Genomic DNA, 14,080 nt, shown 5'->3' with positions numbered 1-14,080 from the left:
GATCTTAATGATAATGATTGCCATTTATTGTCAAGTGGTCAGGCCTCTGCAATAATGCCGCCCCTCAGGCTTAAATAAAAACAATTATCATTATGAACAAACTGCTTCAGGCATGGCCGGCACTCCTGTGTGCCTCCGCTGGCGCGGCCGATCTTCCCCCTGTGGAGAAGGCTCGCAGCGACGACACCATCATTGTCACCGGGCAACGGGTACAACAGAAACTCTCCGATGTCTCCGGCTCCATCACCGTCATCACTCAGGAAGAGCTGGACCGTCAGGTCGCCAGCGAGCTGACCCATGTGTTTCGCAAGATCCCCGGTGTCTCGGTCACCGGCTCTGCCGGGCGACCGCAAAACATCAGCGTGCGCGGCATCGGTGGCAACCGTATCCTGCTGATCAAGGATGGGGTGCGCGTCAGCGACGGCTTTGGCGCCGACAACATCAATGACAAGGTGGGTCGCTTCAACTTCGATCTCGATGACATCAAACAGATTGAGGTGGCCAAGGGGGCCGGCTCCTCCCTGCATGGCTCCGATGCCATCGGCGGTACCGTGGTGATGAATACCAAGCAGCCAGAAGATTATCTGCAACAGCAAGATAGCTATCTGGCGGCCAAGACCCTCTACGGTGGCGACAGCAACAAGAAGAAGCTCAGCATGACCGGCGCGGTACGGGCACTGGAGAGCGAACATCTGTTGCGCCTCTCCGGCTGGCGTGGCAACGAAACCGCCAACTTTGAGGAGAACCGCATTCCGGCTGATTTGGATGGCATGAGTGCCTCCACCAGCAGCCGCCTCCCCCTCAATACCCATCACGCTCTGCGGCTGGAGCTGGACTACTACGAGGATCACGCCAAACGCCAGATGGGGCCCAAAGCGGTGCCCCAACCCGATGGCAGCTGGGACGTGGTCGGTTTTCAGGAAGATGGCGATCAGCGCACCCAGGGCGGCAAGTTCAGCTGGGAGGCCAACGATCTGGGCATGATCGATACCCTCAACTGGAGCTTGTTTGGCAACCAGTCACGCAACGAAGCCAACCAGCGCCAGTTGCTGCGCAACGATGCCCTGAGCGGCTATCCCAGATATCGCAGCCAGCGCACCCTCTCCACCTTCGAGGAGCTGCGCCTTGGCAGTGAGCTGGAGCTGCAGAGCAAGCTGAGCACCGGCTCGCTGGATCACACCTTCAGCTACGGTGTGGAAGTGGAGCAGGCCAACCACGAGCGGCCGGTCAGCAATCTGACCCTGGAAGATGGCATCACCACCCAGGGACAGAAAGCCCCCTTCAGCAAGGCCGAGACCCGCCGCGATGGTATCTGGCTGAGCGATGTGATCGATCTGGGCAACTGGCAGTTTACCCCGACCCTGCGCTTTGACCGCCAGCGCCTGCGCGCACCGGACAGCAATCTGGCCGAGAACCACAGCGATCACATCTCCCCCAGTGTGGCGGCCAGTTACCGCTTCAACGAAACATGGCGCAGCTGGCTCAGCTATGCCAACGGCTTCCGCGCTCCCGCTTACGATCAGGTTTACGGCAACATTCCTCACTACTTTGCTATGCCGCCGTTCGAGATCATTGCCAACCCCAACCTCAAGGAGGAGACCAGCCACAGTCTGGAGTGGGGAGTGAATGGCCAAAGCGACAACTGGAGCGTCAAACCGGCCGTTTTCTACAACCGCTACTACAACTTCATCGACTGGCGCCAGACCGGTTTTCGCCTCGATGACGGTGTCTTCCTGCGCCAGTATCGCAACGTCGCCAAAGCAGAAACCTGGGGCGCCGAGCTGGCCGCCAGCCTCTGGCTGAGCGACGAGTGGGAGCTTTCGACCAATCTGGCCTGGATGGATGGCAAGGATCACCGCGGTGAGCCGCTGCGCACCCAGACACCGCTGGAAGGCAACACCACCCTGCGCTGGCAACAGCTCGACTGGGGGGTTGAGCTCAGTGGCAACTATGCCGCCGCCATGACCAAGGTGCCCCAGTGCGCCAATGCGCAGACTGGCTACAACGGTGCCTGCCAGAGCAGCGCCGGCTGGTTCAGCCTGGACCTCACCGGCGACTGGCAGATCACCGAGGCGCTCAAGGTCAATGCCACCATCGGCAACCTGCTCGATACCCGCTACGTCCGCTATCAGGATGTGGCCGGACTCCCGGCTGGCAGCGACACCTCCCTCTACAGCCAGAGCGGCCGCTACCTGTCAGCCAGCCTCAGCTACCGTTTCGTGGGGATGTGATGAAGCATCATGCAATCATGGCGGCCCTGTTGGCCGCCCCGTTGGCGTGGGCGCAAGAGGCCCTGCCACCGCCGATCCCGTCCCAATCGCACCTGATTTCAGGCAATCCCGTACGCCAGGATCCCTACTTCTGGTTGCGGGACGAGAGCCGTAGCAACCCGGCCATTCTCGCCCTGCTCAAGCAGCAAAATCGCTGGAGCGAGCAGCAGCTCGCCGCGCAGCAGCCGCTGGAAGCAACCTTGCGCGCCGAGTTTACCCATCATCCGGCGGGGGAATCTGTGCCAGACAACTGGCTTGTGCGCGGCGATCAGGCATGGCAACTGCGCCCGGATGGCTCACTCTGGCAACGCCACGGGGGCAAGGTGCAGCAACGACTTCCCGCCAGAGCGGGTGAGGGCTATTACGAAGCGGGCGGCTGGGCCCTGAGCCCGGATAACCGCACACTGGCCATCGCCGAAGACAGGCGCGGCGATCTCGACTACCAGGTCACCCTGCTCGATCTCCAGAGCGGCAAGGCGCTGGCCAGTTTGGCGCAGCGCAGCGCTGATCTCGCCTGGTCACAAGATGGTCGCACCCTCTACACCATCGCCAACGAGCGCTACACCCTGCGCCCCTGGCAGCTGCGCGGCTGGCAGGATGGCCAGGAGCAGACTCTCTATGAGGAGCAGGATCCCGCCTGGCTGCTCAGCCTCTATCGCACCACGGATGGCCAACATCTGGTGTTGCAGGGCAACAACCACGACAGTTCGGAGCAGTACCTGCTCGACTCGGGCAAGCCGCAGCAGGTCAAACCCCGCCAGCGCGGGGTGGAATACTATCTGGACAGCCAATCCGGCTGGGTGATCAAGAGCAACCGGGAGGGGGCGTTTGCCCTCTACTCAGCCAGCACGCCGCTCGGTGAGTGGCAACGCCTGTGGCCCGCCAAAGGGGAGGATCTCGGCGATCCCGAGAAGTGGCGACTGTTTGATCGCCATCTGGTGGTGCAGTTTCGCCAGCAGGGGGAGGATTGGCTCGCCCTGCTCGATCGCAACGGCCATGAACGCCAGCGCCTGCCGCTGGCCAGTGGCGCCGGTACCGGCTGGCTGCAAGGAGAACATGACCCGGCCAGCGACCGCATTCTGGTGCGCAGTCAAGGCTTGAGCCAGCCCCCCGGCCAGCGCTGGCTGGATTTGAACAGCGGCCACTGGATCAACGACCGGCACACCGGTGACGACAAGGGATTGCCCTATCAGAGCGAGCGGCGCTGGATCACTTCTGCCGATGGCACCCGGGTGCCTGTCTCGCTGGTATGGCGCAAGGATCTGGCCCCTCGCGCCGTACTGCTCTACGGCTATGGCGCCTATGGCACGCCGATGCGCCCCTACTACCAGAAAGAGCTGTTAAGCCTGCTGGATCGGGGCTTTGTCTACGCCATCGCCCATGTGCGCGGCGGCGGCATGCTGGGGGAGCAGTGGACCCGCGACGGACGGGGCATCCACAAGCAGAACGGCATCAGCGACTTTATCGCTGCCGGCAACACCCTGCGCCACTGGTCGCCCGACGCCGCCCCTCTGCCCCTGTTTGCCATGGGGGGCAGCGCGGGGGGCACCTTGGTTGCTGCGGCCCTCAACCAGCAACCGACACTCTTTAGCGGCGCCGTGTTGCAGGTTCCCTTCGTCGATATGCTCGGCACCATGAGCGATCCTGCCCTCCCCTTGACCCGTCAGGAGTATCAGGAGTGGGGCAATCCGGCCAAGCCCGCAGAGTATCAGGCGATGCGTCGCATCAGCCCCTACGACAACCTGCACCGCGCCCCCTACCCGCCCCTGCTGGTCACTACCGCCCTGCACGATAGCCAGGTCCCCTACTGGGAGCCGGTCAAGTGGCTGGCCCGCCTGCGGGAGCACAGCACGGGCTCCGGCCCCTACCTGCTGCTGACCGAACTGGAGGGAGGCCACCGCGCCGGTGGTGGCGATCGGGCTCGTGAATTTGCCTTCTTGTTGCATCTGGCGGGGATCAATCAATGACCCTGCCGCTGATTGGGAGTACCACTATGAAACCCCTGTTGCCCGCCCTCTTGCTGGGGCTGGCTAGCTTTTCCACTCAGGCCGCCGAACTGCGTTTTGTCGAACAGGACGCCCCGGCCGATACCCGCCTCTGGCTCGAACAGCAGCTCGGCGTCACCCTGAGTGATGCCCCGGCCTATCAGCGCCAAGGCAAGCTGGGCCACTATCTGCATTATCGCCAGCAGCTAAATGGCGCACCGATCGCCGGCCTGATGGCCGCCGTCAGTCTCGATGAGCAGGGTCGCCCGTGGCGCCTTTATCACAATACCCGGCTGATGCAGGCACAGGCGGCTCCATGTGATGAAGCAAGCCGCGCCGGGGTGGATGCCTATACCGCCACGCTGGATGGTACGGTGTGGCAATTCGCTGGCAGTGACGAAGCCCAGCCCTGGTACTGGCAGGATGGCGACACACTGACTGCGGCCTGGCGTCTGCTGGCGGTGGAAAGCCAGCCGGGCAACAGCAAAAGCAGCCACTGGCAACTGTTTGTCACCTGCGATGGCAGCGCCCTGCTGGGGCGCATGCTGCAAGAGGCCAACACCCGTGCCGAAGCGGTCCCGCTGGCAGGGGAAGCGGCCACGGTGCAGGCCCGCATCTTTGCCCTCGACCCACGCACTCAGCTGCAAGATGGCAATTTGCTGTGGCGCCACGATCTGGTACTGGACAACCGGGCCTATCGCACCGTCCCGCTCACGGTACAAAAGGTGGATGACACCTACCAGCTAAATGGCCCACGCGCCCGGGTCGTGGATGGCACGGAGCCGGAAACAGCTCCCTTTAGTAGCCCTGATGCCGATGGCTTCCAGCTGGATCACCAGCAGCCCGCCTTCCTCGATATCAATGGCTACTACCATCTGGATCTGGCCCAGCGCCACGTGGAATCCCTTGGCTACCCGACGCTGATGGGCGGCCCCCTGGCCATCGATACCGATGCCGGGGAGCAGGACAACTCTCTCTATGACCCCTTCCTGCGCCGGTTGGAAATTGGCCGGATAGGGGTACCCGATGCGGAAGATCCCATGGTGATCTGGCACGAGTTTGGCCATGCGGTGCAGCACCATATCCTGCCCGACATGGGAGAAGAGGGTGACTGGGGCGCCATCGGCGAGGGCTTTAGCGACTATCTGGCCGCCAGCTGGCGCCAGCGTAGTCCAGAGGCTCGCCAGTTCGAGCCTTTCATGGTCTTCAACTGGGATGCCAGGATCAGCGGCCGAACGCCCCGTCAGCTCGATGATCTGCGGGCGCGCTATCATCCGGGCTTCCTCTATCCGGCTCACCTCACCATCAACGGCAGCAACGGCGACCAGCTGTGGGGCACCCCGCTCTTCACCGCGCTGCGCCAGGCCGTTGAACAATATGGCGAGGTAGCCCGTGACGAGTTCGATACCCTGCTGATTGAATCCCACTTCGGCCTCGGCCCGCAGGTGCGGATGCCCCAGCTGGCGCGCGTCACCGTGGATACCGCCAACCGCCTCTATCCGGACCGCAGCTATGGCAAGCTGCTGGAGCAGGCCTTCCGCCACCACGCCCTGCTGCCAACGCCCATCGCGGCCCGCCTTGCCGATGACAGCTACCTGTTGCCCGGGGAGAAAAAGAGCCTCGCCATCGAATTGACCAACCAGAGCGGCCGCCCCCTGACCGTGGCTGACGCCAGCCTGCTCCCGAGCAAGGGGCTCATGGGTGACGGTCACTGGCAGGGAGAGCTCAACGCCGATGGCACCGCCCGCTGGACCCTGCCGCTGGAAGCGGCGAGCAACCTGACCTGTGGCGAGGCAGTCACCTTGCCGCTGCAGTTCCAGCTCACCCTGCCCAGCCCCACCGAGCGCCAGACCCGCCTTGACCTGCAACTGCCGATCGGTGAACCGCTCTGGCAGCGGGCCATCGGCCAGGGTGGCCAGATCAAGGATGCGGTGAGCGATGAGCGGCACGGCCTGTCCCGCTTCACTCTCACCCTGCCCGAGAGCAAGGCCCGCATCGACAGCGGATTCGTGGTCGCCCTCGATCTGGAGCACAGCAAACTGGAGCAGCTGGAGATCTGGCTCACCTCCCCTTACGGCACCCGGATCAGCCTGTGGAACAAGGGTTACGCCAGCCATACCCGGCTCAAGGGGGAGTTCCCCCGTGAACTGGTACCGTTCGAATCACTCGATAAGCTGCACGGCGAACCGCTCGCTGGCCGCTGGCTGCTGGAGATCAACGACACCAGCGCCGGTGACACCGGTCAGTTGCGCAACTGGCGGGTAGCCCAGCAAGTCGGCGCCCGCTGCGACAAGGATGAAGCCCTGCCCAACACCGGCATCATTCCCCTTGAGCAGGATGAAGGGGGTGGCGGCACGACTTCCCCCCTGCTGCTGTTGCTGGCCCTCTGGCCCCGCCTCTGGCGCCGGAGCACCCCGCGCCGCTGAATTCTGCACCACGGGGGTTACCGCCCCCGTGAACCTGTGACCGAATCAAGGAATGTGAAGTGAAACCATCCGTACTGGTTATTGCAACCCTCTCAGCCCTGCTCAGCGCCTGTGGCGGCGGGGAAGATAACGCTCCACTGGCGATCCCGGACTACCGGGTCGATGTCGCCCTGCCAACCGCCGGTACCCTGTGCGCCGATCTGGATCAGAACTGGCAATGTGATCCTGCCGATCCTGCCGTCAGCGGCGAAGGAGCTGTGGCCCTGGTCAGCCGTTCGGCCAACATCGTCAACTCGCCCCTGCTGTTCGTACCGAGGAGCGGAGGCCTTCTGCTGGCACACCCAGCCGCCAAAGGGGACCCACAACGGCTGCAACCGACCCTGCTCAGCACCCTATGGCAGAGCCGCATTGCCGAAGGGGTGGCCGCAGATCGCGCACTGACGCAGCTGCTGGCCGATCTCGCGCCACTGCAACCGGGCGGCGATCGCGCGGCCCTCGCAGGTCTAGGCCAGTTTGATCAGGCGCTACAGCAGGTGGCGATCAGCTTGCAGCAACAGGCCCGCACACGCCTTGCCACCGCCAAGGAGACCCAGTTGCTCACCACCAGCTATCGCGCCATCAGCCTGATGCTGGAGCAATTGGCTCAGGAGTGGCAGCGCAACGGCCAGTTTGCCGAAGAGACCCAAAGCGAGCTACTGACCCTGCTGGTGCAGCAGCAGCCACGCAACCTGCTGACCGTCACCGGCGTCACCACCTTCAGCGATGGCAACGACCCGCTGCTGGAACAGGAACCAGATGACTATCCGGGACAAGATGCCAGCTGGAATCGCACTCGTCCCCAACTTGCCTATCGTAAACTCGATGATCGCGGTCAGGTTCTCCCCGACAACGCGCCGAGCTGGCAGTGCGTCAAGGATCTCAATACCGGTCTGGTGTGGGAGGTCAAATCGGACGATCCCTTGAGCCCGGCCTGGAAAAGCAGACCCTTTGCCTATGAGGATGAGCAGTTCAAAGCGACCGCAGGCGAGCAGCAAGCGGCCTACCAGCATATTCATAACAGGATCGAACAGCTCACCGCCGAAGGAGATCTGTCGGCCCTCGCCCGGGCACAGGCGCTGACCACCATGCTGACCACCCGCGCGTATCAGCAGTGGCTCAATGGCGAGCAGCGCTGCGGCATCAGCCAGTGGCGGCTGCCCACCATGGGTGAGCTGATGTCACTGATGCACTACGGTAGCCTGGCCAAGGACCCGCTGGGTCAGCGCATCATCGTGGATACCCGTTACTTCCCGGATATCGCCTCCTCGGAAGATGACACCTACGATGGCTACTACTGGAGCGCCACCAGCAACACCGCCCAGCGCTTCTCCGGTGGCCCCATCAGCAAACGCACAGTCCTGCTCTTGGGAGAAGATGCGGGCACCACCTATCCCGCGCTGGTGCAGCAAGATACCTATATCGAGCTGATGCAGGTACGACTGGTCGCCACTCCCCAATAATCCGAGGAATATCATGAGCCTTTATCGCTTTTCGTTCGCCATGCTGGCACTGATGGCCCCCCTGGCCCACGGTGCTGCCATCTGTGATGACACCATGGATCGCACCGCCCCCTCTGCCCGTTTTCTTGACCATGGCAACGGCACCGTCACGGATCAACACACCGGCCTCACCTGGATGCGCTGCAAACTGGGACAGACATGGAGTGGCAGCAGTTGCCTGGGGGAACCGACCGTTTACTACTGGCAGCAGGGGCTGCAAGTGGCGGAGCGGATCCGCAGTGACAGCAGCCATGCTCTCTATCACTTCGGCGGTATTAGCCAGTGGCGCCTGCCCGACATCAAGGAGCTGGCGACCCTGGTCGAGCATGCCTGCTACAAGCCCTCTCTCAATGAAGCCATTTTCCCGCGCGCCATGGCGGGGGGCGGTAAAGAGGTCAATGAGGGTTATGTCTATCTGATGAGCAGCACGGTAACCTCCGCCAATGGTCAGCGGGCGTATCTGGATATCACCTCGGGAGATATCGGTCTTCGCTCCATTGGCGCCTACCCGGATCAGGTCTTGCTGGTCGCCAATAAACCCTGACCGCCCCACGCTCGAAACCGGAACGCGATGACAGGAGAGGCTTGAAAGCCTCTCTTTTTATTGCTCTTGCCGCCCCCGCTACCTCACCCGCCATCACGCTCTTCTCCCACCTGTGCCCCCTACCCGCGATACCGACCTGATCCGGCTTCGCCCGCGGCATTTACCCCTTTCAGGTGATGACGAGGAGCAGCTCTCTGCGCTTTCCAGGCCTTTCTCGCCCGCCATAACCAACAAAAAAGTGCGCTTCTTAACAAAATTTAATTACCGGTTAACCGATTAATAATTAACCCGTAAAAATGACATGTAAATCAGTGCGAAAGTGTCATAATGCGTAACATTATTGTTAAGTCGCTTGATTAATTTGGTTAGGAAAAACCTCTATGTTTGCTGATATTTCTGCTCAACATTGGGCTTTTGCCATTTATGTCATCGGTGCCATCACCATCTGTCTGGTGATGATAGGCCTCGCCGCCCTGCTGGGAGGTCGTGCCTACGGCCGCACCAAGAACAAGCCATTTGAATCTGGTGTCGACTCGGTCGGCAGTGCCCGCCTGCGTTTTTCCGCCAAGTTCTATCTGGTCGCCATGTTCTTCGTCATCTTCGACGTCGAGGCGCTCTACCTGTTTGCCTGGTCTGTCTCCGTGCGGGAGAGCGGCTGGGTCGGCTTTATTGAAGCCACCATTTTCATCGGACTGCTGCTTATCGGCCTGATCTACCTCTGGCGCATCGGCGCACTGGACTGGTCACCGCGCAAACCGCAGCTGAACAACAAAAACAGTGATTGAACCACAGACCCTTTCCTTGAGGTTGCACCATGAAGTACACCCTGACCCGGATTGACCCGGATGCACCCGTTGAGCGCTACCCCCAGGAGCAGCGCCAGACCGTCGATGACCCACTGGCGCAAGAAGCGACGCGCGGCATCATGATGGGCCGTCTCGAGGAGGTGCTGCAAGACACAGTCAACTGGGGCCGCAAAAACTCCCTCTGGCCTTACAACTTCGGCATCTCCTGCTGCTATGTGGAGATGTGTACCGCCTTCACCTCCCCCCACGATGTGGCCCGCTTCGGCGCCGAAGTTATCCGTGCCTCGCCCCGTCAGGCCGATTTCATGGTGATTGCAGGGACCCCCTTCATCAAGATGGCGCCAGTCATCCAGCGCCTGTATGAGCAGCTGCTCGAACCCAAGTGGGTGATCTCCATGGGGGCCTGTGCCAACTCCGGCGGCATGTATGACATCTATTCCGTGGTGCAGGGGGTGGACAAGTTCCTGCCGGTCGACGTCTACATTCCGGGTTGCCCGCCCCGTCCCGAAGCCTTTTTGCAAGCCCTGATGCTGCTGCAGGACTCCATCGGCAAAGAGCGCCGCCCCCTCTCCTGGGTAGTGGGCGATCAGGGGATCTACCGTCCCCAGATGCAGGCCGAAAAAGAGCGCAAGCGCGGCGAACGGATCAATGTGACCAACCTGCGCACGCCGGATGAGATCTGACCATGAAACTGACTCGTGATTTTCCCAGCAATTACGCCATGGCCCAGTGGCAGCCCAGCGACCACAAGGATGCCAAAGTCATTGGCGAACTGTTTGCCCACTTCGGGGTCGAGCACTTCACCGTGCAGACCACGCGCACCGGCGTGCCGGTGGTCTGGCTTCCCCGCGAACTGCTGCAGGATGTGATGGGCTTCTTGCGCAAGGTGCCCTCCCCGTTTGTGATGCTGTTTGATCTCAGCGCCACCGATGAGCGGCTGCGCAGCCATCGCTACGGTCTGCCGCAAAGCGATTTCACCGTCTTCTATCACCTCATCTCCATCGACCGTAACGCCGATGTGATGCTGAAAGTTGCGCTGGCCGAAAGTGACCTGCATCTGCCCACCATCACCAACCACTTCCCCAATGCCAACTGGTACGAGCGGGAAGTGTGGGATCTGATGGGCATAACCTTCGATGGCCACCCCCATCTGACCCGCATCATGATGCCCAAGAGCTGGCAGGGTCACCCGCTGCGCAAGGATTACCCGGCGCGCGCCACCGAATTCGATCCCTTCATGCTCGATGCCGCCAAACAGGACATGGAGCAGGAGAACCTGCTGTTCAAACCGGAAGAGTGGGGGCTGGCCCGCGGCAACGAGAACGAGGACTACATGTTCCTCAACCTCGGCCCCAACCACCCCTCTGCTCACGGCGCCTTCCGGTTGGTGTTGCAGCTCGATGGCGAGGAGATCCGCAACTGCGTGCCCGATATCGGCTATCACCATCGTGGTGCCGAGAAGATGGGCGAGCGCCAGTCCTGGCACAGCTATATCCCCTATACCGACCGGGTCGAGTATCTGGGCGGGGTGATGAACAACCTCCCCTATGTGCTGGCGGTCGAGAAGCTGGCCGGCATCAAGGTGCCGCAGCGGGTCGACATGATCCGGGTGATGATGGCGGAGCTGTTCCGCATCCAGAGCCACCTCTTGTTCCTCGGGACCTATATCCAGGATGTGGGGGCCATGACCCCGGTCTTCTTCACCTTCACCGACCGGCAGAAGATCTACACCATCATCGAAGCGATCACCGGTGCCCGTATGCACCCGGCCTGGTTCCGTATCGGCGGTGTGGCCCACGACCTGCCGAAGGGGTGGCAACGGCTGGTGCAGGACAACCTGTTGAGCTGGTTGCCCAAACGTCTGATGGATTACGAAAAAGCGGCGATGCGCAACAGCATTCTGCGCGGTCGCACCATAGGCGTCTCTGCCTACACCACCGAGCAGGCGTTGTCCTGGGGCACCACGGGGGCCGGATTGCGCGCCACCGGCCTCAACTTCGACGTGCGCAAGTGGCGTCCCTACTCCGGTTACGATCAGTTCGACTTCGAAGTGCCTGTTGGCAGCAATGGCGATGCCTACGACAGAGCCACCGTGCGGATCGAGGAGATCCGCCAGAGCATGTCGATCATCGAGCAGTGCATGAAAAACATGCCGGAGGGCCCCTTCAAGGCAGATCACCCCCTCACCACCCCGCCGCCCAAAGAGCGCACCCTGCAGCACATCGAGACCCTGATCAACCACTTCCTGCAAGTGTCTTGGGGCCCGGTGATGCCCGCTGCCGAGTCGTTCCAGATGATTGAGGCGACCAAGGGGATCAACAGTTACTACCTGACCAGCGATGGCTCCACCATGAGCTACCGGACCCGGATCCGCACCCCGAGCTTTGCTCACCTGCAGCAGATCCCCTCGGTGATCAAGGGCAGCATGGTGTCGGACCTCATCGTCTATCTGGGCAGTATCGATTTTGTTATGTCGGATGTGGACCGTTAAGTGATCCGCCCTCCCGGCCATGGCCGGGAATCGGGATCGCCGGACGAGCAGTAAAAGGACAAGCCACCAAAGGTCAAGTCATGAGCCAGCAATGTCAGTGTCACAATAATCAGACCCCACAGGGGCAAGGGGCATGCAGCAGCAAACAGGACGACTTCGTTCTGAGCCAGGCTGAACGCGATGCCATCGAACACGAGAAACACCACTACGAAGATCCCCGCGCCGCCAGCATCGAAGCGCTCAAGATCGTGCAGCAGGCCAGAGGCTGGGTACCCGACGGTGCCATTCACGCCATCGCGGCCGAGCTCGGCATTCCCGCCAGCGACGTGGAGGGGGTTGCCACCTTCTATAGCCAGATCTTCCGCCAGCCGGTAGGGCGTCACATCATCCGCGTCTGCGACAGCATGGTCTGCTACATCAATGGCCACGAAGATCTGCTGGCCGGTCTCAAGGAAGTGATGAACCTAGGCCCCGGTCAAACCACCCCGGATGGCCGCTTCACCCTGCTGCCGGTCTGCTGTCTTGGCAACTGCGACAAGGGGCCAGCCATCATGATCGATGACGACACCTATGGCGGCCTCGATCCGGTGACCTTGCTGAAAACGCTGGAGGCTTACCCATGAGCCTGCCGCAAAACAAGATCCTCGCCTCTCTTGGCACCGCCAACCGCACGGCCCGCACCGCCGAGACCCACCCGCTCACCTGGCGGCTGCGGGATGACGGCCAGCCGGTATGGCTGGAGGAGTATCAGGCCAAACAGGGCTATGAAGCGGTGCGCAAGGCGCTCGGCCAGATGAGCCCGGACGAGATCGTCAGCACCGTCAAGGATGCCGGTCTCAAGGGGCGTGGCGGCGCGGGCTTCCCCACTGGTGTGAAGTGGGGGCTGATGCCCAAAGACGAGAGCATGAACATCCGTTACCTGCTCTGCAACGCCGACGAGATGGAGCCCAACACCTGGAAAGATCGCCTGCTGATGGAGCAACTGCCCCACCTGCTGATCGAGGGGATGATCATCTCGGCCCGGGCGCTCAAGGCCTATCGCGGCTATATCTTCCTGCGCGGCGAGTATGTAGATGCTGCCATCCACCTGCGCCGTGCGGTGGAAGAGGCCAAGGCCGCCGGTCTACTGGGCAAGAACATTCTGGGATCCGGTTTTGACTTCGAACTGTTCGTCCACACCGGCGCCGGCCGCTACATCTGTGGTGAAGAGACGGCGTTGATCAATTCGCTGGAAGGGCGCCGCGCCAACCCGCGTGCCAAACCCCCCTTCCCCGCCGTTTCCGGCGTCTGGGGCAAACCCACCTGTGTCAACAACGTCGAAACCCTCTGCAACGTCCCCGCCATTATCGGCAACGGGGTCGCCTGGTATCACGGGCTGGCGCTGCCGGGCTCGGAAGATCACGGCACCAAGCTGATGGGCTTCTCCGGCAAGGTGAACAACCCCGGGGTCTGGGAGCTGCCCTTTGGCATCACCGCCCGCGAGCTGTTTGAAAATTACGCCGGCGGGATGAAGAGCGGCTATCGCCTGAAAGCCTGGCAACCGGGCGGCGCGGGCACCGGCTTCCTGCTGCCGGAGCACCTCGATGCCCAGATGTATACCGCCGGTATCGGCAAGGTCGGCACCCGGATGGGGACCGGCCTCGCCATGGCGGTGGATGACTCCATCAGCATGGTCTCCCTGCTGCGCAACATGGAGGAGTTCTTCGCCCGCGAATCGTGCGGCTGGTGCACCCCCTGCCGCGACGGCCTGCCCTGGAGCGTCAAGCTGCTGCGGGCACTGGAACGTGGCGAAGGGCAATCCGGCGATCTGGCGACTCTGGAACAACTCTGCGGTTTCCTTGGCCCGGGCAAGACCTTCTGCGCCCACGCACCGGGCGCCGTCGAGCCGCTGGCCAGCGCCATCAAATATTTCCGCTCCGAATTCGAGGCCGGGATCAAAGGCAGCGGCGACAACCGCAAGCCGGTCAAAGGGATCCAGCCCAATCTGCTGGGCGAGCGCTGGTAACGACACCACAGATTT

10 protein-coding genes are annotated in these 14,080 nt (G+C 62.1%); all 10 read left to right on the top strand.

Features of this window, described 5'->3' with window-relative positions; all coding sequences use genetic code 11:
- Window positions 1-92 precede the first annotated feature (92 nt).
- Window positions 93-2,231 carry a TonB-dependent hemoglobin/transferrin/lactoferrin family receptor gene (locus tag I6L47_RS00980; protein ID WP_216948439.1) on the top strand — a complete coding sequence of 713 codons (2,139 nt, stop codon included), beginning with the start codon at window positions 93-95 and terminating at the stop codon, window positions 2,229-2,231.
- Entirely contained in the window at window positions 2,231-4,237 is a 2,007-nt protein-coding gene (locus I6L47_RS00975; protein ID WP_216948438.1) for a prolyl oligopeptidase family serine peptidase, read from the top strand. The genes I6L47_RS00980 and I6L47_RS00975 overlap by 1 nt, the downstream gene beginning before the upstream one ends.
- Complete coding sequence (locus tag I6L47_RS00970) at window positions 4,234-6,681, top strand: proprotein convertase P-domain-containing protein (protein ID WP_216948437.1); 2,448 nt, start codon at window positions 4,234-4,236, stop codon at window positions 6,679-6,681. Before I6L47_RS00975 ends, I6L47_RS00970 begins: the two co-directional genes overlap by 4 nt.
- A gap of 59 nt (window positions 6,682-6,740) precedes the next feature.
- Window positions 6,741-8,180 (top strand): DUF1566 domain-containing protein, encoded by a 1,440-nt coding sequence (locus I6L47_RS00965; RefSeq protein WP_216948436.1) that lies wholly within the window; start codon window positions 6,741-6,743, stop codon window positions 8,178-8,180.
- A gap of 13 nt (window positions 8,181-8,193) precedes the next feature.
- Window positions 8,194-8,763, top strand: a complete 570-nt coding sequence (locus I6L47_RS00960; protein ID WP_127006467.1) for a DUF1566 domain-containing protein — start codon at window positions 8,194-8,196, stop codon at window positions 8,761-8,763.
- Window positions 8,764-9,143: 380 nt separating this feature from the next.
- On the top strand, window positions 9,144-9,548 hold the full coding sequence (locus I6L47_RS00955; protein ID WP_005344919.1) for an NADH-quinone oxidoreductase subunit A: 405 nt from the start codon (window positions 9,144-9,146) through the stop codon (window positions 9,546-9,548).
- A gap of 29 nt (window positions 9,549-9,577) precedes the next feature.
- Window positions 9,578-10,252: an NADH-quinone oxidoreductase subunit B family protein gene (locus I6L47_RS00950; protein ID WP_005344917.1), complete on the top strand. Its 675-nt coding sequence runs from the start codon at window positions 9,578-9,580 to the stop codon at window positions 10,250-10,252.
- Between the two features lie 2 nt (window positions 10,253-10,254).
- The gene (nuoC, locus tag I6L47_RS00945; protein WP_216948435.1) at window positions 10,255-12,060 is read left to right on the top strand and encodes an NADH-quinone oxidoreductase subunit C/D; all 1,806 of its coding nucleotides are present in this window, start codon (window positions 10,255-10,257) and stop codon (window positions 12,058-12,060) included.
- Window positions 12,061-12,140: 80 nt separating this feature from the next.
- Window positions 12,141-12,683, top strand: coding sequence for an NADH-quinone oxidoreductase subunit NuoE (nuoE, locus tag I6L47_RS00940; protein WP_005337236.1), 543 nt, complete (start codon window positions 12,141-12,143; stop codon window positions 12,681-12,683).
- Entirely contained in the window at window positions 12,680-14,065 is a 1,386-nt protein-coding gene (gene nuoF, locus I6L47_RS00935; RefSeq protein ID WP_167558478.1) for an NADH-quinone oxidoreductase subunit NuoF, read from the top strand. The genes nuoE and nuoF overlap by 4 nt, the downstream gene beginning before the upstream one ends.
- Window positions 14,066-14,080: the final 15 nt, after the last annotated feature.

It is taken from the genome of Aeromonas sp. FDAARGOS 1417 (assembly GCF_019046985.1).
GTDB classification, from domain to species: domain Bacteria; phylum Pseudomonadota; class Gammaproteobacteria; order Enterobacterales; family Aeromonadaceae; genus Aeromonas; species Aeromonas veronii.
This window is presented reverse-complemented; position numbering and strand designations above follow the sequence as displayed.

Bases quoted from the DNA above. Each gene is read 5' to 3' on its own strand.
- I6L47_RS00980 (WP_216948439.1), top strand. From the start codon at position 93: ATGAACAAACTGCTTCAGGCATGGCCGGCACTCCTGTGTGCCTCCGCT.
- I6L47_RS00975 (WP_216948438.1), top strand. From the start codon at position 2,231: ATGAAGCATCATGCAATCATGGCGGCCCTGTTGGCCGCCCCGTTGGCG.
- I6L47_RS00970 (WP_216948437.1), top strand. From the start codon at position 4,234: ATGACCCTGCCGCTGATTGGGAGTACCACTATGAAACCCCTGTTGCCC.
- I6L47_RS00960 (WP_127006467.1), top strand. From the start codon at position 8,194: ATGAGCCTTTATCGCTTTTCGTTCGCCATGCTGGCACTGATGGCCCCC.
- I6L47_RS00955 (WP_005344919.1), top strand. From the start codon at position 9,144: ATGTTTGCTGATATTTCTGCTCAACATTGGGCTTTTGCCATTTATGTC.
- I6L47_RS00950 (WP_005344917.1), top strand. From the start codon at position 9,578: ATGAAGTACACCCTGACCCGGATTGACCCGGATGCACCCGTTGAGCGC.
- nuoC (WP_216948435.1), top strand. From the start codon at position 10,255: ATGAAACTGACTCGTGATTTTCCCAGCAATTACGCCATGGCCCAGTGG.
- nuoE (WP_005337236.1), top strand. From the start codon at position 12,141: ATGAGCCAGCAATGTCAGTGTCACAATAATCAGACCCCACAGGGGCAA.
- nuoF (WP_167558478.1), top strand. From the start codon at position 12,680: ATGAGCCTGCCGCAAAACAAGATCCTCGCCTCTCTTGGCACCGCCAAC.